The 22863-nt window shown below is 36.8% G+C and carries 17 protein-coding genes; 4 read left to right on the forward strand and 13 right to left on the reverse strand.

Annotated features, from left to right (window positions below):
- Positions 1–53: 53 nt before the first annotated feature.
- The 8 genes from BM141_RS02310 to aroB all read right to left on the reverse strand — a co-directional run bounded on the left by BM141_RS02310 (position 54) and on the right by aroB (position 11819).
- Positions 54–1268, reverse strand: coding sequence for a nucleoside permease (locus tag BM141_RS02310; RefSeq protein WP_091539353.1), 1215 nt, complete (start codon positions 1266–1268; stop codon positions 54–56).
- 116 nt (positions 1269–1384) lie between these two features.
- The gene (locus tag BM141_RS02315) at positions 1385–2065 is read right to left on the reverse strand and encodes a DNA alkylation repair protein (protein ID WP_143090766.1); all 681 of its coding nucleotides are present in this window, start codon (positions 2063–2065) and stop codon (positions 1385–1387) included.
- 22 nt (positions 2066–2087) lie between these two features.
- Positions 2088–3323, reverse strand: coding sequence for an FtsX-like permease family protein (locus BM141_RS02320; RefSeq protein ID WP_091539360.1), 1236 nt, complete (start codon positions 3321–3323; stop codon positions 2088–2090).
- Positions 3324–3337: 14 nt separating this feature from the next.
- Positions 3338–4693: an argininosuccinate lyase gene (gene argH, locus BM141_RS02325; protein WP_091539364.1), complete on the reverse strand. Its 1356-nt coding sequence runs from the start codon at positions 4691–4693 to the stop codon at positions 3338–3340.
- 17 nt (positions 4694–4710) lie between these two features.
- Entirely contained in the window at positions 4711–6108 is a 1398-nt protein-coding gene (locus tag BM141_RS02330; RefSeq protein WP_143090767.1) for a hypothetical protein, read from the reverse strand.
- A gap of 120 nt (positions 6109–6228) precedes the next feature.
- Complete coding sequence (locus BM141_RS02335; protein ID WP_091539371.1) at positions 6229–8253, reverse strand: DUF3857 domain-containing protein; 2025 nt, start codon at positions 8251–8253, stop codon at positions 6229–6231.
- Positions 8254–8348: 95 nt separating this feature from the next.
- Positions 8349–10358, reverse strand: coding sequence for a DUF3857 domain-containing protein (locus tag BM141_RS02340; protein WP_091539373.1), 2010 nt, complete (start codon positions 10356–10358; stop codon positions 8349–8351).
- Between the two features lie 432 nt (positions 10359–10790).
- Positions 10791–11819, reverse strand: a complete 1029-nt coding sequence (gene aroB, locus BM141_RS02345; RefSeq protein ID WP_091539376.1) for a 3-dehydroquinate synthase — start codon at positions 11817–11819, stop codon at positions 10791–10793.
- Between the two features lie 347 nt (positions 11820–12166).
- Between aroB and BM141_RS02355 the strand changes: the two genes are divergently transcribed.
- The 3 genes from BM141_RS02355 (at position 12167) to BM141_RS02365 (ending at position 16347) form a co-directional block, all read left to right on the forward strand.
- The gene (locus BM141_RS02355; protein ID WP_091539384.1) at positions 12167–13252 is read left to right on the forward strand and encodes an efflux RND transporter periplasmic adaptor subunit; all 1086 of its coding nucleotides are present in this window, start codon (positions 12167–12169) and stop codon (positions 13250–13252) included.
- Positions 13253–13441: 189 nt separating this feature from the next.
- Positions 13442–15166 carry a site-specific DNA-methyltransferase gene (locus tag BM141_RS02360; protein WP_091539387.1) on the forward strand — a complete coding sequence of 575 codons (1725 nt, stop codon included), beginning with the start codon at positions 13442–13444 and terminating at the stop codon, positions 15164–15166.
- Between the two features lie 98 nt (positions 15167–15264).
- Positions 15265–16347 (forward strand): serine hydrolase, encoded by a 1083-nt coding sequence (locus BM141_RS02365; RefSeq protein ID WP_177217238.1) that lies wholly within the window; start codon positions 15265–15267, stop codon positions 16345–16347.
- 38 nt (positions 16348–16385) lie between these two features.
- Here the strand turns inward: BM141_RS02365 and hisC are convergent, their stop codons facing one another.
- Positions 16386–17438: a histidinol-phosphate transaminase gene (hisC, locus tag BM141_RS02370; protein WP_091539393.1), complete on the reverse strand. Its 1053-nt coding sequence runs from the start codon at positions 17436–17438 to the stop codon at positions 16386–16388.
- Positions 17439–17735: 297 nt separating this feature from the next.
- Between hisC and BM141_RS02375 the strand changes: the two genes are divergently transcribed.
- Positions 17736–18443: a Cj0371 family chemotaxis-regulating polar lipoprotein gene (locus BM141_RS02375; RefSeq protein WP_091539396.1), complete on the forward strand. Its 708-nt coding sequence runs from the start codon at positions 17736–17738 to the stop codon at positions 18441–18443.
- A 2-nt stretch (positions 18444–18445) separates the two neighbouring features.
- On the opposite strand, the gene BM141_RS02380 is transcribed toward BM141_RS02375, so the two are convergent.
- The 4 genes from BM141_RS02380 to rbfA are packed head-to-tail and all read right to left on the reverse strand — an operon-like array spanning position 18446 to position 22858.
- The gene (locus tag BM141_RS02380) at positions 18446–19591 is read right to left on the reverse strand and encodes a 5-(carboxyamino)imidazole ribonucleotide synthase (protein WP_091539398.1); all 1146 of its coding nucleotides are present in this window, start codon (positions 19589–19591) and stop codon (positions 18446–18448) included.
- A gap of 24 nt (positions 19592–19615) precedes the next feature.
- Positions 19616–21070 carry an APC family permease gene (locus tag BM141_RS02385; protein ID WP_091539401.1) on the reverse strand — a complete coding sequence of 485 codons (1455 nt, stop codon included), beginning with the start codon at positions 21068–21070 and terminating at the stop codon, positions 19616–19618.
- A complete protein-coding gene (locus BM141_RS02390; RefSeq protein WP_091539404.1) occupies positions 21067–22479 on the reverse strand; it encodes a hypothetical protein in 1413 nt (470 codons plus the stop codon). The genes BM141_RS02385 and BM141_RS02390 overlap by 4 nt, the downstream gene beginning before the upstream one ends.
- A complete protein-coding gene (gene rbfA / locus BM141_RS02395) occupies positions 22472–22858 on the reverse strand; it encodes a 30S ribosome-binding factor RbfA (RefSeq protein ID WP_091539407.1) in 387 nt (128 codons plus the stop codon). The genes BM141_RS02390 and rbfA overlap by 8 nt, the downstream gene beginning before the upstream one ends.
- Positions 22859–22863 lie beyond the last annotated feature (5 nt).

A 22863-nucleotide genomic window follows, 5' to 3' on the forward strand; every position in this document is an offset into this window, starting at 1 on the left:
CAATCTTTATTCTAAAAAAAGCCCACCGTAGAAACGGTGGGAAGTGTTCATAATTAACTCGCTGGTGCCGTTACCTCTGATTTTTCTTCTCTGAACACAAAAGTAAACAATATTAGTACGCCTAATGCTAAAATAGCAGGTACTATCCATATTTGTTGCCAAAGATGTGGAATAGCAGCATCAGCTACTGTATTTTGTTTGACAATTTCCCCAGATACATAAGAGCCAATCAGCATACCTATCCCATAAGTTGCTAAAGTAATCATGCCCTGAGCGGCACTTTTGAGATGGGCAGGGGCTTTGTTGTCCACGTAGATTTGACCTGTAACAAAAAAGAAGTCGTAACAAATGCCATGCAAAATAATACCCAAATAGAACATCCAAATTCCTGTATCTATATTGCCAAAGGCAAAAAGTAAATATCGCAGTGTCCACGCCGCCATACCAAACATAATCATTTTCTTTACGCCTAACCTAATGAAGAAGAAGGGCATCACCAACATAAAGAAAAACTCAGAAGCCTGCCCCATAGTCATCTTGCCTGCTGCATTTTCCATACCTACTTCGTTGAGAAACAGGTTAGTAAAATTGTAGTAAAAAGAAAGGGGAATACAAATAAGGATAGAAGCAATCACCACTACGGCGAAAGAGGTTTGCTTCATTAGTGCTAAGGCTTCTAAGCCAAGAACATCAGAAACTGTAACCTTTTCTCCTTTTTTCTTTGGAGGAGTATGAGGTAGCGTAAAAGCATATATGCCCATGAAAAAAGACATTCCCGAGGTGATAAGCATTTGAGTAACAGAAGCCTCCACTTTTAAGAAGCCAAGTACTAAACCAGCCACAATCCAACCTACTGTACCAAAAACTCTTACATTGGGAAATTCTTGGCTGGGGTCTTTCATTTGGTGAAAACATACCGCATTGGTTAGGGCTAAGGTAGGCATATAGCAAAGCGTATAGGCAAAAATGAGTGGATAGAAACTTTCAAAGGAGGATACTGTAGAGATGAGATACATCAAGATACCTCCTATGATGTGTAATATACCCAGTACTCTCTCAGCGGCAAAGAATCTATCTGCTACCATGCCTACAAAAAAAGGAGAAATAATCGCTGAGATAGACAAGGCACCATAGGCAGAGCCTACCTGCAAGCCATCAAATTTGAGCGTTTGGGTAAGGTAAGTCCCCATAGTTACATACCAAGACCCCCAAACGAAGTACTCTACAAACATCATGAAAGACAGTTGAGAACGTATTTTTAAATTCATATTTACTAAAAGGTTTAAGTATAAATAATTAGACAAGAGTTTCCATACTTATAGCGTGGGCTTAAAGATAAGAGTTTTGATAAATAAAAACAGCAAAATATAAATAAGAAAATTTCCTACCTCAATCTCTTTAATGCCTCTCTCTTGCTTAGATTAGAAAGCATGCGTTCATTGGCTTCTACAAAATCAATCACTGCTTGCGGATTAGTTTTGGCATATTCTCTTAAAGCCCACCCAATTCCCTTGCGAATAAAAAAATCAGGGTTCTCGGCATTGGTTAAACAATAGTGGAATAGGCGGATAGGGTCTGTTTTTTGTTTGTAAGAGAGTTGATGCAATATAGCGATACGTTTGAGCCAGATATTGTCATCTTTGCTGAGAATATCCATAGCTGCTTGTAAATCAGGATATTTTAAAATAATTTTTCCAATAATTTTTGAGGCTAAATAATCAATGCTATCCCACCAAGCATGCTGAACTGCTAAATTGGTGAGAAAAGGCAAGGCAGAAGGCGTAAGGTGATTGACAAATTTGCTCAGCAAATCAAGAGCAAAATAATGGTATTCTCGTTCTTGTTTTTGCCACATGGCGGTAGCTACTTCTTTCAAAAAATTTTCATTGACTTCCTTTTTAATCAAAAGAAAAAGAGGTTTATTGATTTTATCTCTTTCTGGACGGTTTATGCCCAAATAAGGAAAAAGATTTTTCATGTAGGCAGACATTGCTTTTGCCTTTTGAGGATTGCGTTCTTGTTCGTAACAGCTAACTAATTCTCTAACAAACTCTTGTGAAGTCATAAAAATAGTATTTACTTTTGTACTAATCAAACCTAATAGCTTTGATAGGGCTGATGTGAGAAATAATAGAAGTAGGTATCCAAAGCACTAAGGAAATAATAAGGATAAGTAAAATATTTATTATCACGATATTAGATAAATCCCATGCAATAGGTACGGTAGCCATGTAATAGGTTTCTACGTCAAGAGGAATCAAATGGAAGCGGTATTGCAAGTAGCCAATAAGTATAGCTAAAAAATTACCTACTACCATTCCCCTTAGCACAATCCGTAAACCATGATAAAAGAAAATCCTCTTAATCAACATATCACCTGCTCCAAAGGCTTTCAATGAACCTATCATATTAGTACGTTCCATAATGAGAATGAGTAGTACAGACACTATATTGAAACAAGCAACAAAGAAAATCACTGATAAAAAGATAATTACGTTGCGATGGAGCATATTAAACCACTCAAAAAAGTGTGCATAACGAGCCGTAACTGTATCTAACCACATGTCAAAATCCATAATATCAAGCATCTTTTCTGTCATGCCATTATGTAATTGGTTGAAATCTTTTAAAAAGACCTCATAGCCCCCCGTGAGCGAGTCTGCCCAGTTGTTAAGAATCTGAATGAGTTTATTATCAGCTATGACTATCTGATTATCAAAATCTTCTATTCCTGTTTCATAGATTCCTTGAATCTTCATTTTGCGAACTCTGGGAGGGTCTTGAATGAAATAGACAATAATAGTATCATTGATTTTTAATTCTAATTTATTAGCAAAAAACTTACTAATAATCAAATCGTTAGAGTGAGTAGAGTCATTGAAGGAAATAAAGCCTCCTTCTACAATGTTTTTCTTAAACCTCAAAGAATCAAAATCTCGTCCTACTCCTTTTAGCAAACTGCCCATGACCTCTGTTTCGGTTTTGAGCAAGGCTGGTTTCTGGCTAAAAGACTGAATATGTAGCACTTCTGGCATAGCCAGAGCCTGCTTAAAAGTTTTACTCTCCAAAGAGAGAGGCTTACTTTCTAAGGATTCTTTGGCATCGTACTTAGTAATTTGTATATGAGCAGAAAAACTAAAAATTTTTTCTCTGATTTCTTGTTGGAAACCTTCAAAAATCATAAATGAAACTATCATGGTGGCTAAGCCGAGTGCAATACTGCCTATAGCAATATTGGTAATAATGGCAGAAAATGAACTACCATTGGCACTTTGGCTAATGCGTTCTGCGATAAAGTAGGCAATGGGAGTATTTTTTTTCATGCTTTTTTTTAGGCTTATTTTACCAAATCATACATCTTTTCTGCTTTCTCAAATTCAAAATCTTGCCATACTTTCTGCATTTTGGCTTGAATCTGCTCATTACAAAGATTGCCTATGCTTCCTTCGTGGGTATGCTTGACCATTTTTACAGGCTCGAATATACCATTTTCTATTTCTAAACCTATTTTCTTGTAGGCATCTCTAAAACTCATTCCTTTGAGGACTTCTTGATTAACCGCCTCCACACTGAAGATGTACTTGTATTTTTCATCTTCGACAATGTTTTCTCTTACGATTACATTCTCAAGCATATAGGAGGCGATTTGAATACAGTCTTTGATTTCTTGGAAAGCAGGAATGATGTTTTCTTTGATAAGTTGCAAATCACGATGATAACCAGAAGGCATATTGGCTAAAATCAGATGGATTTCATTGGGCAGTGCCACGAGGCGATTGCACTTAGCACGGATAAGCTCAAAAACATCAGGATTTTTTTTGTGAGGCATGATGCTTGAGCCTGTAGTAAGTTCTTTTGGAAAGGTAAGAAAATCAAAATTTTGGCTCATGTAAAGACAGACATCAGAAGCCAATTTGTTCAGTGTACTTGCTACGCTCCCTATGGCAAAAGCCACTACTTTTTCAGTTTTGCCTCTGGTCATTTGGGCATACACAGAGTTGTAGTTTAAGTCCTCAAAACCAAGTAGTTCTGTAGTCATTTTCCTATTCAAAGGAAATGAAGTGCCATAGCCTGCCGCTGAGCCGAGTGGATTCTGATTAGCAATTTTGTAAGCAGAGAGAACTACTAATAGGTCATCAGTAAGACTTTCTGCGTATGCTCCAAACCACATACCAAAGGAGGAGGGCATAGCTACTTGAAAATGCGTATAACCGACTAAAAGTATTTCTTTGTATGTTTCACTCAGAGAAATAAGCAGGTCAAAAAATTGCTTAACCTCTATACAAAGTTCTTTTAATTCGTTTCTCAAATAGAGTTTCAAATCTACCAATACTTGGTCATTGCGAGAGCGACCGCTATGAATCTTTTTACCGACTTCGCCCAATTTTTCGGTCAGGAGAAACTCTACTTGGGAGTGTACGTCCTCTATCCCTTCTTGGATTTGGAAAGTGCCGCTTTGAATATATTGGTAGATGAGTTTTAGTTCTTGTTGTAAAACTTGTAACTCATTGGCAGTCAATAAACCTATGCTTTCCAGCATCTGAATATGGGCTAAAGAGCCAAGCACGTCATATTTTGCTAAGAATAAATCTGTTTCTCTATCTTTCCCAACAGTAAACTGGCTTACTTTGTCGTTGATGTTATAGTTTTTCTGCCAAAGGCTTTTTGTTCTCGTAGGTTTTTCTAAACTCATTTTATTTCAGTGCAAATTTACTCGAATACTTTAGTAACTTTTAGGTTGTCAAAGGCAACAATTTGCTTTCCACAAGACCTCAACCCAACATTGTTTACAGTGATTTCTATTTTTCCTCTTTCTATCAACTGTTCATTGAGGTAGTATTCGTATTCTTTATTTTGATTTTTTAAGATAACCTTTTGATGTATGTTCGTTTTTCCGTCAGTTTTCTGAGTAGTACCTCCTCTCCAATTAGAAACGCTTTTGTTCGTGCCTTTTTCATAAGTAGCTACGCTTCCTTTGCCATCGGGAAGGAGATTAAAATTTACCGTATTTTTCGCATTGTCATTGATAGTAATGCCAAAACTTTTCATATCTCCTTCTTTCCAAGTGCAATCTACCTCTAAGATGTAGTTTACTCCTGATTTGGCTTCCATAGTAGGAGGCAAAGGAATATCTGAAAAGTAGCAATTTTCTCCGTCTTGGATATTCATAAGATATTGCCCATTTTCTATTTTATACTGTTTATCAAAATATTCTTTAAATTCCCAGTCGGGGTGTGGCTTTACAAAACGCTCCTGCATAAGTACATTGCCTGTCTGGTTATCAGTTACTTTGACAAAAGTAAAAGCAATTTTCTGCCTTCCACATACGCGCAGTGCTATTTCCTTAGGAGTAATACTTGCTGCGATTTTGCCTTCTTCCACAAAAATGTCATTCACAAAATACTGAAAACTTTTTCCTTTAACGATGACTTTTTGTAAGTTTTCTTTGTTGCTTATGGCAGTAGCTACTGGCTTGAATTTAAAATCTGCCCACTCTTTGTTTTTGTACTCTTGGTAACAAGCCTCTCCATTTGCTTGCATTGCAAAGTTGCCAAAACGAGTGTTGTCTTGTATGAGCAAAAAGCCGTAAGTATCTTTATTATTTCCTTCTTTCCAAATAGAACCTACTTCTACTGTATAGCTTTCAGGGAGGTTTACACTTGCATCGTCCCAATAACACCATTCGTTTCGGTTACACTCAAATACGTAGGTATTATTCTCATGAGTCCTTTTGTATATGTAGGGCTGACCTATCAACCAACCATTCCTGTTGTCGTCAAAGGTTTCTAATAAAATGACCTGTGGTTCAGGTTTAGGACGGAAAAAAAAATAAAGCACAAGTAGTAAGGCGACAGCACCGCCAATGCCCCATTTTAGAAGTTGGCGGCGTGATTGGTTTGCCTTTTGTTCTTTTAGTAGGAGTTCCTGCCTTACTTTTTGCTCTATCTCTTTGATTTGTTGAGCATTCAGAGAGGTAACTGCGTCTAAGGCTTGCAGAAGAGCCTCTTTGTCCTCTGCATTTTCCTTTTTTTGCTTCAGTTTCTCCTCCTCCTCAAAAACGCGTTTTTTTAGCTCCTCTAAGATTTTATCTTCTAATTTCTTGCTCATATACATCAATTCTTTTTTATACTTCAAAAATAAATGATTTTGTAGTATTTATTTGCAATTAAAAAGATAAATGTAATGAATAAAAGCTAATTTATTCTTTTTGAGGAGCCGGGCTGATGCTTAATTTTCTTTCTCAAATATTAATGCAATTTTATTGAAACTCGCTGCTGCATTAGTTATTTTATGGAAATCTTGTATTTTATCTTTGCTGTAGTCTATTTTTTTGTAAAATTCTTCTATTTCAATGCGAATCAAGTTATTCCCTACTACATCATAGCGAGAAGTAAAAGCGGCAGTACGCTCTCCGTTTTCTTCTATGAAAGCCTCTTGGTTTAGCGAAGTGATATTTTTTATCCAATAACCTTCTGGGATTTCCAAATAAATGATTTTATGCACTCCTTGCTGATAATCACGCTCTATGTGTAGGTGTCTTTCCTGTTCCTTGCTTATCTTCTCGTGCTTGTCCATTAAATCTCCTATTCTGAACAAGAAATTATTACCTGCATACTCTATTGGCGAGGAGGTAGTCAAATCTGCCTCGATTTTGAAATAATCTGTGTAAGGGTCATCTTGCTGGTGATTGACCTCTACATTAGCCACTTTAATATCGTTCCCAAAGCGGCGCAGTACATTTTCTATCACTTCTTTCTTCTGTGCCTCAGAAGAATTCTCGTAATGATAAAGCAGGTTTACAGCATAGTATCCTGAAAATGACCTTTTTAGATGTATATTTGTCGTGCTAAAATTAGGAGCAAGTTTGACATTTAACTCTGTCAAATCATAGTTGCTTTGATACTCAGAGGCAGGTATTTCCTGTATCTTTGAGCTAAAAATATCAAATCCTTCGTAGCTGGGGCTGATAAACAATCCTTGATTGTGTGTGTAATGATAAGGCACTGTCCCATATTTGTATTCAGGGCTATGAGGGGCAAGAAAGTGCTGAGTATTAGGAAAATGAAAGAGATACTTGTCTAAATAGTTTAAAGTCTCGAAATCCCTATCAAACTTAGCATAAGTCCTATCTGTGGTCAAAACAACTTCATGCTCTACGTCAGCTAAAGTAAATAAAGCGGCAAATAGACGTACTATGCCAATTTCGCTACCATGCCTATTTCTCAATACATCTAAGGGGTTCTCTTCTTTGTTATGGCTATTTTCTGCCAGTCGGATATTTTGCTTGATATATTTCTCTATAGCTTTGATTTTTTCCTCTACTGAAGTAGCTGAGGCAGGAATAATTTTTTTAAGGAATTTTTCCATTCTCTGGCGGTCAGTCAGCGTCATTTTTTTATTAAAGCTATAAATATCCGAGTGGAAAAACTCTCCTAAGTAATCCCAAGTCATCAAATGGGCTTTTTCTGTTTGCTCTTTGTCATATCCCCATTTGTAATCTACCCGCATCAAGTTCGCATGATAGTAAGAATACTGTTCTGGAACGAGAGATTCTACTTTATTGACATATACGCCTAATACGTTTTTGTCTGCATATCTATCTATATCCATTTCCATTTGAGGGAAATTATTGTAACTTTTTGCCTCAAAAACTAAATTTTTAGGGGTTACTATCTCAAAACTTACGTCTTTGGCAGTTACAGAGGTCTGGAAAATTTCTCTGCCAAAAAAGCGAGGGTGTTGCTTCAAGGTATAGATATACTCTATCTCGCCTCCTACTTCTGCTCCTGAGATAGCAAAAATCTTGAATAGACCTGCATTATAGGGATTATCTAAGTCTTTGATTTGGTTCTTGTCCAACTCTACGATTCTTCCCGTCTTACTGATAAACCTTGCCTTAATCTCTATGATAGATAGAGCATTACGCATAGGAATATATACTTTATTGAACTCTTCTATTGCCGAGTGGCTATTGACCCTGATGATTTTATGGCGTGTATCGTACATGAACAGTCTGCCTGTCTTTAGGTCATAAGCGTATTCTATCAATCGCTTGTCTTTCAAGATAATAGCTGTTTCTTGGCTCTCTACCTCACTCAGATTCATAATAGTACGTTTCTGAATCCAATTGTAGCTTTGATGTACAAATTGGGTACTTCCTGAAAGAGGCTTGCGAGCAGGGATAGCATGCAGGTTAATAGCAAGTCCAAAGAAATAAATGGCAAAAGTAATTTTCCAAAAGGCTTTTTGCATGAGTTCGTTTATTATTGTTCTAAAAATTTATAAAGGGGTTCTACTAATTTTTCCAACTACTATACGTATCAAAAATTAATAGAGTTGCTATTTTTTTAATGGTTTACTATTTTAACACTATTTCTGTATGCTATATCTAAACTCTTTATCATCTCATTCCACAAATGAAAATCCTTGCTGGTGATAAAAAGTACATTGCAATACATCTTTTTAGTCATGATAAGCTGATTTTCCTTGACTGCATACTCGATAGAAAAGCCAAACTTTTCATTTTGGAAGCTACTGTTAGGCGGGATAAATTCAATTTTACAGTCCTTAGGGACATTCACTACATAACAACGAACATCATTGAACTTATATTCGATTTCCCTATCAGTTTTTCTTTTCCCAATGTCTATCATTTCATATTGCCACTTTCTATCCAAATGCAAATTCAAAAAAATCTCCTTACCTGCTATTTTTGTATGTTTTTCCACTAAAAAATCATAGGCAATGTCTATTTGCTGGTCGTTTTCCTCTGCTAAGTAGTAGGTGATTTGACCTACTTCTGGGTGCAGGTAATCACACCCTAAGAGTCGGACAAGATTATTTTTTTGTTCTTCTTTCTTTTTCTCTAAAATGTCCAATCCTGCGTTTGATTTATAGTATCCTGTAAGCAACATTTTGCCTTTGGCTTTGATATTTTCACCAACTATATCTACATAAGAGGTATCTATCAGTACATTCTCTTCGCTTTTTACCACAGGCACAGTAGCAATTTCGTAGTGTAGAGAGTCTATTCCTATCATAGCTTCTTTACCTTGAATCATTGCTGTAGGCATGTTAAAAGGTAAATAACTATCAGTGGCATCTAAAAAGATATTTTCTCCGTCAATTTTTGCAGTGGCTATCATGTGATTGTCCACCATAGGGGTAGGGACATCATAGTAGGTATAGGGTAGCTTTCTTGTGCCTATCCAAGTCAAGTAGGCTGGGATATTTGCCATTTTTAACATAGTAACGATAATACTTGACATGTCTTTGCAATCCCCATGCCTATTTTTGAATACTTCTGAGGCACTTTTGGGGATAAAACCACTCAAGCCATCTTCTATAGCTATGTATTTGATATGATTTTGCACCCATTGGAAGATGGTTTTGGCTTTTTCTCTGTCTGTAGGTTTATCTTTGACCAAAGTATCTACTAAAACTTGCATCTCTGCCAAAACTTCCTTATTCACATCTTTGGTGAGCGAGTAATACCACTGATAGAGGCTATTAGCATTTGCCAATAAAGGTTTCTTTTTTATTTCTGTAATATAAGCGATGATATGAGGCTCGTAGTAGCTTAAACTTGGGGCATCTTTTTCTATTTTATACTCTGCCAACTTATCTGCGCGCCAAGTATAAATGATTTGCTCTCCTACTTTTTTCTTTGTGAAATTTACATTTACTCCTTGCGTTCCATAAAGTTTATAAGCTATTTTGATGTCTTTATGCACTACAAGTACATATTCTGATTTCTCCACAGGGACATAAGAATTGAGATAAAAAACACCTAAAAAACGCGGTTCTTTGATAACCTCTTTGTAGTTTAGCACTGTTAAAGCCCCCGGTGCAACAGCAGGAAAAAGAAAAGTTTTTTCTTTGTAATCATCATAGAACCAGTTTTTTGAAACAATACTACTTGTTACGTAGTCTTTTTCTTGTACCTTGATTCTCTTGAGTTTGCTATTTTCATAGACTTGTGTATAAGCATTGATATTGAGTATCTGGTTAAATTTTGAAAAAGGCACAGACTCTGTGGCATACTGTTCGGATTTATTTTTGAGATGCAACATCTCAAAACGATTCTCGGCGACAATACTTATGCTGTCATTCTTTTCAAATCCAATGTTTATCGTTTTTCTTTTTAGTGTAAAAATGGCTTTTGCATTTGGGTAGGTTTTTTGCATCTGGTTCAGGTAAGCATGATGCGAAACGTTTGGACTATTTATTGGTTTAGGCTGACCAGAGATAGGGTGGGTAATAGCCCACAAGCAAACTACTATAAGAAAAAATAGCATAGTCTGTTTGCCTTTTATGCTCTCAGAAAAAAGCCATATCAATAAGGGAGTCCTGTTCATTTTTTGCTGTTAATAATTTTTCAATAACACTTATCAGGGATAAAGCCTTATAAATACGAGGCTTATTGAGGATTGATAAGCAAATTCAGTACAAATCTCTATTTTAAATTTGTATAAAAACACTACTTTTTTTACAAAATAGAATAAATCTTAAAAACGTTATAAATACTGCAAAATGAAAATTTTATTTCCTATTTCAAATGAATAACACCATAGTAATATCTTGGATTTATACAAAATTAGCCGAGTACATTTCGCATTAAAATCATAATTTAGGATTATTACTATATTGTTTATGACTTTTCCAATAGTTGTTTCATCACTTTTTGTTTCAAGTTCTAATTTTTAAAAAGTATTGTATATTTTTCCAAAAATACCATTTTTTATTTAAAATACATAAAAACTTACATTTTTACTTTGCTTTTCCGAATGTTAAATCTCATTGTAAAACTCTAAACCTTCTTTGATGTCGTCTATAGTAATAGGAATATCATAGTTTGCCTTGCCTATTTCTGCGAGTAGGCTTGCCATAATAATACCTTTTTCATTTTTTTTGTCTTGAAAAGCATTTTTAATAATTGCTTCAAAATGACAAACTTCTATTTTAATTTTCCCAAAAGTTTTGATGATATAATTTTGTATTTCTGCTAACTCGGTACTTTGGATAAAGCCTTTTTTTACCGCTAACCATGCTTCTGCTATCATACCTATCGCAATAGCCTCGCCGTGCAAGAGTTTGTCTGTCAGTGGATTAGTTAGGTAAAACCCTTCTACTGCATGACCTATGGTATGTCCAAAGTTGAGAATCTTTCTTAGTCCTTTTTCTTTGGGGTCTTGCCTAACGACTTTTTCTTTGATGGAGATAGAGTGCGGAACAGTCTTATCCCAATTTTGACTATGTATATCTTTGCTTATCAAATCTTTCCATGCTTGCTTATCTGCAATGAGGCAGTGCTTAATGACCTCAGCAAAGCCTGAACGCAACTCTCTAAACGAAAGCGTTTGCAGAAATACAGTATCTATAAGCACTTTGGCGGGTTCTTGGAAAACGCCAATGTGATTTTTAAAAGCCCCAAAATCAATCCCTAATTTCCCGCCTACGCTTGCATCTACTTGGGAAAGCAAAGTAGTTGGGATTTGGATAAAGTCAATGCCGCGTTTGTAGGTTGCGGCGCAGAATCCCCCCATGTCCCCAATTACACCCCCGCCCAAATTGATAAGTAGTGCCTTGCGGTCAAACTCAGCATCTGTGAGTTTTTGCCAAATTTGTGTGCAGGTATTTAAGTTTTTTTGTTCTTCACCGCTCTGAATTTCAATAAGTTGGTGCTTAGGTAGTAGGTCTTTGAGCAAAGGGTAGCAGTGGGTTTTTGTATTTTCATCTACTAAGACGGCAATTTGTGCATAAGATTGGATAAGTTCAGGAAGCGAATCTTTAATAGGTTGTATCAATATGTTTTGCATTTTGGTCAAAAGTAGCTTTATTGGGTAAATAATTTCGGTTTTGGGCTATTGGTTTTTAATAAAATAAGCCCACTTTTAAACATTAAAGATACGATTATGGTTCTGCTTAAATAAACAAAATTGAATTTTTTTTATTTTTACAATCAATATGATGTTAAATTTAAAATTTTTGCAAGAAAAAATTGTATTTTTAAAATATTGCTGATGGGGATTTTTAATCCTATTCAGAAAATTGAAAAGTACAAAGTCATTACTTATCTTTGTCCAATTTTTTATGAAAACTTGCATATCAGCCAAACTTTACTTTTTCTTTCACATTTTTATCATGCTCATTCATTAATAAGTAAATGAAAAAAAATATACGTGTTCTTTCTATCATTATCATAGCACTCGTGTTGCTTTCTATTTTTGCTTACCAAGCAGGTTGGTTTGGGGCTACTGAGTCCGAAATAACTTTGCAGCCAGCAAGTAATGCGCCTAAAAATGCTCCGCCGCAGCCTATCAAGGCATACATAGTAAAGGAAGAGGTATTGGAGGACAAAATTACCGCCGTTGGCTCTGTGGCTTCTAATGAGGAAGTTTCGCTTGCTTGTGAAACCTCAGGAAAAATTACTAAAATTTTCTTTGAAGAAGGTTCTACCGTTACCAAAGGACAGTTATTACTTACACTAAACGATGCAGAATTGCAAGCACAACTCAAAAGAGGCATCATTCAAAAAGAGTTTTTGGAAAAGAGAAAGGCAAGAAATGAAAAATTGAGAGAGAGAGATGGCATTAGCGAAGAGGAATTTGAGCTTTTGAACGCAGAACTAAATAGGCAAATAGCTGAAAATGAAGCTATCAAATCACGAATTGAGCAAACTAAATTGGTCGCTCCTTTCAGTGGGCGCATAGGCTTGCGCTATGTAAGCGAAGGTAGCTACATCAATCCAAATACTAAAGTAGCTGATTTGATAGATATTAGCACTGTAAAGCTGAATTTTGCTGTGCCTGAAAAATACATGGGAACGATTAAGAAAGGAACGAAGGTAAAGTTTACTGTAGCGGGAAATGAGAAAAAAGAATACGAGGGAACGGTTTATGCGATTGAGCCTAAGATAGACGCCTCTACCCGTACTATCCAAGTGCGTGCTATTTCCAACAATAGAGATAGTGAGATTTATCCCGGAGCTTTTGCCAATATTAGCATCGTACTCAACAAAATAGAAAAAGCCCACTTGATTCCTACTGCTGCTTTGATTCCAGAAATGAATCAGATGAAAGTATTTGTGGTCAGAGGTGGCAAGGCAGAAAGTGTGAACGTAATTACGGGAACACGTACAGAAAATAAGATTCAGATATTAGACGGCTTGGCATTGGGCGATACCGTAATTACCTCTGGAATTTTGCAGATTCGGGCAGGCTCAGGGGTGAAGGTCGCAGAGATAGAGTAAGGTTTATCATGTTAGATATTTGATGTTATACTCAAACAAAAGTGGTTTTGAAATTTTTTTCTCAAAAGTTCTTTTCTCAGCAGAAGAAAGGGATGGAGGTTGAGAAAAATCATTTTATTTTGCGTGTAGTGGTAATTTTAAGGACAACACCTGAAAAAATAAGACGTTACTGTAAAATAGACAAGGTAAGTGGCAATCAACAAACTCATTTTAGGGGACTGTTTAGAAGTCTTGAAAACGATAGATAGCGAAACCATAGACCTCATTTACATAGACCCACCCTTCTTCTCTAACCGAACTTACGAGGTGATTTGGGGCGACAAGGGTGAAATTCGCAGTTTTGAGGACAGATTTAGCGGCGGCATAGACCATTACATCGCTTGGCTCAAAGATAGAGTACAAGAAATGCACCGCACTTTGAAGCCCACAGGAAGTATTTTTGTGCATTGTGATTGGCACGCCAACGCCGAAATTAAGGTTTTTATCCTCAATAAAATATTTGGCGAAAAGAATTTTAGAGGTGAAATTGTTTGGCAACGAACAAATGCCCATAATGATGCAAAGAAAAAAATTGCGGTGCTAAAAGATTGTATTTGGTATTATTCCAAATCAGAAACTTTTATCTACAACCCCATTTATGCGGCTTACAAAGGTGACTATTTAGAAAGTTCATATCGTTATCAAGATGAAAAAGGAATTTACAAGTCAGATGATATGACGGGTGCAGGTATCAATCCTAATGATTTAGAATGGCGAGGTTATCACCCCAAAAACGTTGGGCGTAGTTGGTCTATCAACAAGGAAGCAGTGATAAAGTTAGTAGGTGAAGAAAAAGCCAAAACAATGAATAGTGCCGAGAAACTTGATTTATTGTATGCTAATGGACTGATAGAAATTACCAAAAACGGTACGCCAAGATTTAAAAGGTATTTAGATAAAAGCAAAGGGGTTTTATTGGGTGATATTTGGACAGATATAAATAATTTGCAAGCCCAATCAAAAGAGAAAATAGGCTACCCAACCCAAAAACCCGAAGCCTTGCTTGAAAGGATTATCAAAATGGCAAGTAGCGAAGGCAATACAGTTTTAGACTGTTTTTTAGGTGGTGGCACAACCGCAGTAGTTGCAGACCGACTGAACCGAAAGTGGATAGGCATAGACCAAAGTGTGCAGGCTATCAAAGTAACCGAATTGCGGTTGAACAAACAACAAGGTTTGTTTTCAAAGCCTTTTACGGTGCAACTTCATAAATACGATTACGATACCTTGCGTTACAAAGACGCCTTTGAGTTTGAAAATTGGATAGTAGTTCAGTTTGGCGGATTTGCCAACTCAAAACAGCGAGGCGATTTAGGGCTTGATGGCAGAACGAGAGAAAACCAACCCATACAAGTTAAACGTAGTGAAAATATGGGGCGAAATGTAATTGACAATTTTCACTCGGCAGTCATGCGTTACGACAAGGCATTGTACGAAAAAAACAAAGCTGAGCAGAAACCTGTGGGTTTTATCATTGCGTTTTCGTTTGGCAAAGGTGCAGTGCAGGAAGTTGCGAGATTGAAAAACGAAGAAAACGTAATCATCAAGTTGGTAACGGTGGAGGAAATAGTGCCGATTGCCAAAAAACCAACTTTGCAAGTGGAAATTAAGGACTTGGGAACAAGTAAAAATTTGCGAGAAATTGAGTTTTTAGCGACAGGACAAAGCGAAGCAGGAATTGAATTTTACGCTTGGGACTTTGCCTACAATGAACAACAATTTTTGCCGACAGTTTTGCTTGACAAAGAGGGCAAACAGACTTACAAGTTCAAAGCAGGGGAACACCAAATTGCGGTGAAAGTGGTTGATAACGAAGGACTTGAAAGTTTGGAGGTAGTGAAACTAAAAATAAATAGAGTGGTAGAGAGAAACTAAAAAACTTTGCTATCTTTGGAAACGAAAGAGCGAAAACGAGCAAACGTAATGCCTTTTCTGTTAGCCATCTTATTTAATTCCTTTATTTTATTATGCTAATGAAAATCTTAATTGGATTGGGTATCTTATTGGGAGTAATAGTGTTGATAGCCGCTGTTGGAATGTATTACCTTTCACCTAATGAGGAAAAAGTATTAGATTTTATCAAAAATAATCCCTCCAAAACTTCTATACTCCTTGTGAGGAATGATACAGTGCTTGCTAAGCATAATGCTGATAAGGTAATGCCTTTGGCAAGTACAGTAAAAATCATCATAGCCATAGAGTATGCCGCCCAAGCCGCAAGTGGGCAAATCAATCCTGATGAAAAGGTAAGTTTAGAAGAATTAGATAAGTTCTATGTGCCTAATACCGATGGTGAGGCACATCCCTCTTGGTTAAAATCAGTGAAAGAGAAAGTTCAAAATAACCATATCAGTATCCGAGAGATTGCAAAGGGAATGATAGCCTATAGTTCTAATGCCAATACAGAGTGGTTATCAGAAAAATTGGGTTTGGATAGGATAAATCAAAGAATAGACAGCTTAGAATTAAAAAATCATACACCGATTTATTACATTGTTTCTTCTTTGTTTGTAGGTAAAGAAGCCTTCCCAATGCTCAAGGGGAAGGCATTGGAAGAAAAATTAAAAGCACTCACGCCTGAGCAATACATTGGTTTCACAAGGGAAATTCATCAGAAACTTTTTACGGATACTACTTACAAACGGGAAGTAGGGGATATGAGCATGGAGATTCAAAAAGTATGGTCTGATAACCTACCAAGTGCTACTGTAACTGATTATATAAGTATTCTAAAGAAAATCAATAGCCGTACTTACTTTGATGCTAATACACAAGCCTATTTGGACGAAGTCATGGAATTTTTGTTAGAAAATCCTGCTAACAAATCATGGCTTGAGCATGCAGGCATGAAAGGAGGCTCTACTGCTTTTGTGCTTACCAAAGCCCTTTACGCCACAGACAAAAAAGGGAACAAGACAGAATTAGCCTATTTTATCAATGACTTATCTATCTTAGAGTCAATTCGGATTCGCTTGAGTATGAATGAATTTGAGTTAAAAGTATTGACTAATGAAAACTTCAGAAAGAAGATAGCAAGTAGCTTAATGATGCCTTAGTCCATGACCTTGTTGTTCTTCTTTTCGCCCTCTATCTACTACCCTTCGTATTGTCGTAACTGTTCTAAGAGTTTAGCATTTTCTTCTGCTGTACCTACGGTAATCCGCAAACTGTCCTCACAAAGAACAACCTTGGAGCGGTCTCTGACGATGATTTTTTGCGCTACCAAGTAATCATAAATTCCCTTAGCGTTGGTGGTTTTTACCAAGACGAAGTTGGCATCAGAAGGATAGACACGGACAATGCAAGGTGTTTTTACTAAATTTGCTACTAATTTTTCTCTTTCTGCCAAAATAGTTTTTACCATTGTGTCTTTTCTTTCTACATGGTCAAGAGCCTGTAAAGCAAGCTGTTGGGTAGCCTCATTGATATTGTAAGGAGGTTTGATTTTATTCAAAATCTGAATAATCTCCTCAGAGGCAAAAGCCATGCCCAGCCTAAGTGCCGCCAGCCCCCATGCCTTAGAAAAAGTTTGCAAAACTACCAAATTAGGAAAGTCGCTTAGTTCTTCTATCCAAGAACCGTCTTTGGCGAAGTCAATGTATGCCTCATCTACTATGACTAAACCTCCAAAATTGCTCAATAGCAAGCGAATATGTACTTTTTTTAGGCTATTTGCTGTAGGGTTGTTGGGGGAGCAGACAAAAATAAGTTTAGTATTTCTATCTATTGCCTTCAATACAGCATCTATATCTATTTGAAAGTCAGGCGTAAGATTCACTTTCTTAGCTGTTACTAAGTTTAAATCTGCACTGACCTCGTACATTCCGTAGGTAGGAGGCATAAGGATTACGTTGTCTTGTTTAGGCTCGCAAAAAGCCCTGAAAAGCAAATCAATAGGCTCATCGCTTCCGTTTCCCAAGAAAATTTGGGCAGGTGAGCAGTTTTTGATAACTGCCAATTTTTCCTTGACTTTTCGTTGATAAGGGTCAGGATAGCGATTGAAACTTTCATTTTCCAATGCAGACCCTAAGGGGTTTTCATTGGCATCTAAAAAGATTCCTTCTGCTCCAGTATATTCATCTCTGGCTGAGGAGTAAGGTTTTAAAGTCAAAATGTGTGGTCTAACAAGGGTTTGTATGCTGAACATGACTTGTTTAGGCTATTTTTTTCATATTAAAGGTGCTAAATAGCACAAACTTTTTATGAAAATCAAATACTTGCTCTAAAACTGCAAAATGCCAATGAGAAGAAAATTAGGACTATTGCAATGACTATTATTGACTTCAATGGCTAATTAGTGTCTTTGAAACAACAAATTCTTAATTTTTACGTATTTATAATAACAAGATTGTTATTTAACCTTAAACTTTATTAGCTGACAAATTTGTTATTATGCGAGAATATACTCTATCTATTTGATAATCTAATTTTACCTTACCAAACAATGACTCTTAAGAGAAAAAATGCGATTATTCGCAAAGTAAAAGACATTACAATTAGTACAACGCTTACTTTGGCTCTATTGGGAAGTTCAGCCTTTTTACAAAGTTGCGAAGAAGATGAGCATGAAGTTGTTTTTACTAAGAGCGTGCAAACATACATACAAGAAGTAGAACCTAACAAGTTTCAGATTGTGCATGAGGAAGTTGGCGAAGAGAACCAAGAGTCAAAAGCGTATATTAGTTATATGAATGGTACGACAAAAGTACTGACTATAGAAGAAGCACGCCAACTATTAGAGCAAGAACAACCAGATACTTTAGCACACCTGCTTAACCAGACAGTAGTGGACTCGAGTACTACTTCTTCTTTTAATAATACCTATCTTGACGGCAACCGCACGTATCGAGTTAATGGAAATAGTAATGCCGAAGCGAGTGATTTGCAGACAAGAAATTACAGCAATGGAGAAACACAATACTATTATCATGGAGGCTCAAACCTAAGCACCTTGCTCTATTACAGTGCCATAGGGAATATGTTAGGCAGACAGCACAGCTATCATGCCCCAGCCCATTTTTATCATTCGTCTGAGTCTTATCGTAGGTCTTTTGATAACCACAGGACTGTGCGTAGTTCTATGACTACACGCCCTCGTAGCACGAGCAGTGGCTTTTTCAGTGGCTCCCGTTCTCGCTCATTTAGTAGTTAAGATTATGAGTATTCATCACTTACTACCTTTAAGTGATGTTTGACAAAATCTACTTTGCTATGTAGTCCTTCAGTAGTTTGGTCTAAAAGCGTTACATGCCCCATCTTTCTGAAAGGCTTGGTAACTGCCTTGCCGTAAAGATGTACGTATGCTCCCTCTAAGGCAAGCACTTTTTCTAAGTTTTCATATTGGGCTATTCCTGAAAATCCCGCCGCCCCGAGCAAATTGACCATAGCAGCAGGCATAATTGCATGGGTAGAGCCAAGAGGAAGATTCAAAATAGCCCGTAGATGTTGCTCATACTGAGATACATAGTTAGCCTCAATAGTATGATGACCGCTATTGTGCGGGCGGGGGGCTACTTCATTGACCAGTACTTGTTGGTCTTTGGTCAAAAACATTTCTACAGCTAAAAGCCCTACAAAATCCCATTTTTCTACTATCAAAGTAGCTATCCTATTTGCCTCCTGTTCCACTTCTTTAGAAATATTGGCAGGGGCAAATAAGTACTCTACCAAATTATATACAGGATTGAAAACTAACTCTACTACGGGAAAGGTTTTTACTTCTCCATTTTCATTTCTGGCGACTATAACCGATATTTCTTTTTCAAAATCAATCAGTTTTTCTATCAAACTTGGAGCATCAAAACCTTTTGAAATATCATTTTCATTGAGAATTTTTTGCACACCTCTGCCGTCATATCCTTCTTTGCCCAGTTTCTGAACAGCAGGGAGAAAATCTTTGTATTTGGCTAAGTCTTCCCGATTTTCAATGAGTACGAACTCAGCCGTAGGAATACTATTTTTCTGGAAAAACTGTTTTTGTAGTCTTTTATCTTGAATTTCTCTAACAATGCTGGGTTTAGGAAAAACTCTGACTCCCTCTTTTACTAAGGCTTCCATTGCCTCTGTATTGACGTTCTCAATTTCTATGGTCAATACCTCTACCTCTTTGCCAAACTCATAAACAGTTTGATAATCAGTGAGTTTTCCTTGTATAAAATCATTAGTTAGCACTTTGCAAGGGGCGTTGGCATCTGGGTCTAAAACTTTGCAAAGTACGTTGAGGTCTGCGGCAGCTTGGATTAGCATTTTACCCAACTGCCCACCTCCTAAAATTCCTAAGCGTGTTTGTTTATAAGACATGGTTTTTATTTTTCTTGTCTGTGTTTATTCATTAGTTTTTACATATATCTTTCTCCAAAAGTAAATGCACGAAGCTATGCTCATTACGATTAGCCAAGCATAGGTAGAGTGAAAATACCAATGACTGACTGTGGCACTCGTATCTTTCCAAACATGAATTATTAAAAAAATGGACAAAAAAACAATCCCTGTTACAGATAGCATATTTCTCCAAACTTTTGGAATGAGGCGGTTCATTTTCTCAGCAATGGCGAGGTTTCGCTTGGGGAGTATGTACCAAGTGAAGCACATGAGCAAGAAATTGACTAACATACTTGTTACCATGATGTCGACCCCTAAGAAAAAATCTCCTGCCCAATGACTGCCCAACACACCTGCGGTAGCCACTAAGCCGCTCACAAACAAGGAATTGTCTGGGATATGTGTATGGGGGTTGATGTAGGCAAGTTTTTTAGGAAAAATTCCGTCCTCTGCCCATGCAAAGAGCAGTCTGGACACAGCAAGTAACATAGCGGGTAAGTCATTCAAAAGGGCTACCGTAGCACCTACCAAGATGACCGCTCCCCAAGTGGGAGAGAGCAACAGGCTAAACAAACCCGCCACTGAAATATCTTTGTCTGCCGCCTCTTGGGCAATGAACTGCCAAGGTATGGCATGATATACTGCTGCCGTAAATACAAAATAAAAACTACTCACTACTAAAAAAGCCAAAATAATGGCTCTGGGTAAGAGTTTTTCAGGATTTTGGGCTTCGCCACCCGCTTGGGCTATGGAGTCAAAACCGATGAAACTGGCAAATAAAACTGCGGAGGCAGAAAAAAATATACCTAAACTGAAAACAGGATTTGTTGGGTTGATGAGGTTTTTTTCTTGTTTTGTCGATAAAATATGTGCAAAATCATTGTGATTGAAGTTGAACCCTACTACAATCACAATAGCACCCAGTCCAAACATAAGCATCATCAATGGAATCACAGTGCGTTCGTAAAATCTCAGTCCTTTTCTATTAATCCATATAAAAAACCATAATATACCCAATGCCAGACCTACCCTTAGCCAGCCTATTTCCAAGTAAGACGCAAGTTCCTGCCATCCTAAAACGTAGGCTATATCTCTAAAAAAAGGAATGATAAGATAGCAAATAACCCCTATAACAATAGATAACCCAAACCACTGAGAAAAACTTGCGATAAAGCCCAAATATGGACTTAATCCTCTACTTGCAAAAATATAACCCCCCCCCGGCACGGGCATAGTAGCAGACAGACTTGCATAGGCGAAAGCGGCAAGCAAGGCAGGAATAGCCGCAAAAATAAAGGCAGGCAATACCCATGTACCTATGCCTATGACATTTCGCTGAATCATTACAGGTACTACATAAATAGATGCTCCCAGCATAGAGCATATTCCCGTAGCAGTTAGCCCTAACAAACCCAACTGACGTGAGAGAGTAATACTTGGCTTTGCCTTATTGCTCATATCTTGCGAGCTTCTTTCTTTAAAAAGTAAAATTTCCCTTGTTTTGTGTAAGATTTTTGCAATATAGAGATTTTAGAAAAAAGTTTTTCTGCAAACCCTACTTCATCTATAATAATTTCTGGTAAGTCTTTTTCTAAGTTTTCATAAGTAGCTATCATACTTGCATAAGTATCCAAATAGGCAAAATGTGCTTGCGAAAGTTCCCAATCTAAGTAGGGAGTTGCAAGTTGGTTGTCGTGATAATAGGATAAGTTTTCGCCTAAGACCAATATTTTTTGCTGGCTAATATCAAATTCTTTAGGCTTGCTGACGTATAGATTTTCATAATTGATGTAATTTTGAAGCCTGCCCAACGGATACCCACTCGCATAACCATTGAAGCCTATCAATACTATGAAAGCTAAAAATAAAATTTCCTTCAATAGCTTTTTTCTGTATAGCAAAAAAAAGTAAGTAACAAAAAGGCTAAAGACAGGAGTGAGCAGAATAAGCTGATAAGTGCCAAAGTTAGGAGCAGAAACATTGCTGAGGAGTGCAACTGCTAACCAAATGAGCATAAGCAACTGTGTATTGCTTTGAAAGTTGATGAAAGAAGTTTCATTAAAAATTCTTAGCAAGGATATAATTAAAAAAAAGGAAGGCAAAAGCATCACGGCAATAATAGTTTTCCAAGATAGATAAGAAACCCAATTAAAGTCAAAAATATTGGACAAGAAGTTTTGGAAAAAGAAATGTAGCTTGCCTATCCAAAAATAATAAATGAAAAAAAAGCTGAATATGAAACTGATACCGTAAATAAAAAGCAAATATTGGCGAGTAGAGGCTGTACGAAAAAGGGCAAAACCAATAGCAATAAAGATGATGAAAACAAAATTGGGCAGGTAAAGCAGTATAGCTATGCCTAAATAAATCCCTGTTTTGAAAATTTCATTATCAAAAGCCTCTTCATTGAGAGATAAAATATTTCTAAATACTAATAATAAAAAAGTCAGGGACATCAGAGAAGGCGAAAGTATGAGCATATCAAAAGTGCTACACGCAAAAAGAACATAAAACAAAGCAGGAAGATAGCTTTTTTCATTATAAACATTTTTGCGAATCAGTACCCAATTAAAAAAAGCAGACTGTATAAATATTACTAACATCGCTAAGATGCGATAGGGCAATATGGAATTACCTAAAAAATAATACAAGCCCCTATAAATCAGAGCAGATAGGGGGGCTGTTTTGTCCCAAACCTCTACGTACATAGTAGCCCCCTGCCCCAGTTTCTCTCCTAAAATTAGCCAATTCAGTTCGGGAAGGAGCAGTGGCGGTACTTGGAAAAAGAAAACAGCGCGTATCAAAACTAAAATTACCAATATACCAACTAATCTAAAAGGGTCATTGATTCTAAAAAAGCTAAGCATAGTTCTCCTCCTCGTCCTCTGTTGCAGGTGGAATATTTAAAGAATCTATCAGATTATTAATCTTTTCTGCCTCGTCGTAAGTATCATCTAAGAAAAATACAATATCTGGAATTATTCGTACTTCTTTTCTGATTTTTTCTCCCAAGAGTTTTTTTATCATAAATTTATCTTTCTGCAACTTTTCCAATTTTTCTTGGCTCTTTTCTTTTGGGAAAAAACTTAGATATACTTTTACTAAGGATAAATCAACACTTGCTCGGACTATAGTAACAGTAAGTAAACTGCCTTCCGCATACTCCTTAGCTTCTTTCTGAAAAATACTACTTAATTCCTTCTGAATCAAGCGAGAAAATTTTTTTTGTCTTGTGGTTTCTTCCATGAAAC

It is taken from the genome of Thermoflexibacter ruber (assembly GCF_900113045.1).
Lineage (GTDB): Bacteria > Bacteroidota > Bacteroidia > Cytophagales > Thermoflexibacteraceae > Thermoflexibacter > Thermoflexibacter ruber.

Bases quoted from the DNA above. Each gene is read 5' to 3' on its own strand.
- BM141_RS02310 (WP_091539353.1), bottom strand. From the start codon at position 1,268: ATGAATTTAAAAATACGTTCTCAACTGTCTTTCATGATGTTTGTAGAG.
- BM141_RS02315 (WP_143090766.1), bottom strand. From the start codon at position 2,065: ATGACTTCACAAGAGTTTGTTAGAGAATTAGTTAGCTGTTACGAACAA.
- BM141_RS02320 (WP_091539360.1), bottom strand. From the start codon at position 3,323: ATGAAAAAAAATACTCCCATTGCCTACTTTATCGCAGAACGCATTAGC.
- argH (WP_091539364.1), bottom strand. From the start codon at position 4,693: ATGAGTTTAGAAAAACCTACGAGAACAAAAAGCCTTTGGCAGAAAAAC.
- BM141_RS02330 (WP_143090767.1), bottom strand. From the start codon at position 6,108: ATGAGCAAGAAATTAGAAGATAAAATCTTAGAGGAGCTAAAAAAACGC.
- BM141_RS02335 (WP_091539371.1), bottom strand. From the start codon at position 8,253: ATGCAAAAAGCCTTTTGGAAAATTACTTTTGCCATTTATTTCTTTGGA.
- BM141_RS02340 (WP_091539373.1), bottom strand. From the start codon at position 10,358: ATGAACAGGACTCCCTTATTGATATGGCTTTTTTCTGAGAGCATAAAA.
- aroB (WP_091539376.1), bottom strand. From the start codon at position 11,819: ATGCAAAACATATTGATACAACCTATTAAAGATTCGCTTCCTGAACTT.
- BM141_RS02355 (WP_091539384.1), top strand. From the start codon at position 12,167: ATGAAAAAAAATATACGTGTTCTTTCTATCATTATCATAGCACTCGTG.
- BM141_RS02365 (WP_177217238.1), top strand. From the start codon at position 15,265: ATGAAAATCTTAATTGGATTGGGTATCTTATTGGGAGTAATAGTGTTG.
- hisC (WP_091539393.1), bottom strand. From the start codon at position 17,438: ATGTTCAGCATACAAACCCTTGTTAGACCACACATTTTGACTTTAAAA.
- BM141_RS02375 (WP_091539396.1), top strand. From the start codon at position 17,736: ATGACTCTTAAGAGAAAAAATGCGATTATTCGCAAAGTAAAAGACATT.
- BM141_RS02380 (WP_091539398.1), bottom strand. From the start codon at position 19,591: ATGTCTTATAAACAAACACGCTTAGGAATTTTAGGAGGTGGGCAGTTG.
- BM141_RS02385 (WP_091539401.1), bottom strand. From the start codon at position 21,070: ATGAGCAATAAGGCAAAGCCAAGTATTACTCTCTCACGTCAGTTGGGT.
- BM141_RS02390 (WP_091539404.1), bottom strand. From the start codon at position 22,479: ATGCTTAGCTTTTTTAGAATCAATGACCCTTTTAGATTAGTTGGTATA.
- rbfA (WP_091539407.1), bottom strand. From the start codon at position 22,858: ATGGAAGAAACCACAAGACAAAAAAAATTTTCTCGCTTGATTCAGAAG.